The organism is Stenotrophomonas sp. SrG (assembly GCF_050031795.1).
GTDB lineage: Bacteria > Pseudomonadota > Gammaproteobacteria > Xanthomonadales > Xanthomonadaceae > Stenotrophomonas > Stenotrophomonas rhizophila_A.
In genome coordinates this window covers 1-234 of sequence record NZ_JBNBBE010001442.1, presented here as the reverse complement: position 1 = coordinate 234, position 234 = coordinate 1, and the positions used below count along the sequence as shown (strand labels likewise).

Sequence of the window (234 nt, the reverse complement as noted above, 5' to 3'; positions counted from 1 at the left end):
TGGCCGGGTCTGTCCCGATCGGCCGCCTGGGCACGCCCGAAGAGGTGGCCAGCCTGTGCGCATGTCTGGCGTCGGATGATGCGGCGTATGGCACCGGTGCCGATTCCGCCGTGAACGGCGGGTTGCATATGTTCTGATGCAGTGCCGGGATGATGGGCAATGTGCCGACCAACGGTCGGCACAGAGCCTGCGGCCTCGGTCGAAGACGCACAAGTCGGGAGCGCCCGACCGGAG

Annotated in this window: 1 protein-coding gene; it reads left to right on the top strand. The window is 67.5% G+C overall.

All coding sequences use genetic code 11. The annotated features are described in order from the left end of the window. A partial coding sequence (locus ACQG3P_RS24170; RefSeq protein WP_426806463.1) for an SDR family oxidoreductase occupies nt 1-137 on the top strand: 137 nt, incomplete at its 5' end. Between the last annotated feature and the right edge of the window lie 97 nt (nt 138-234).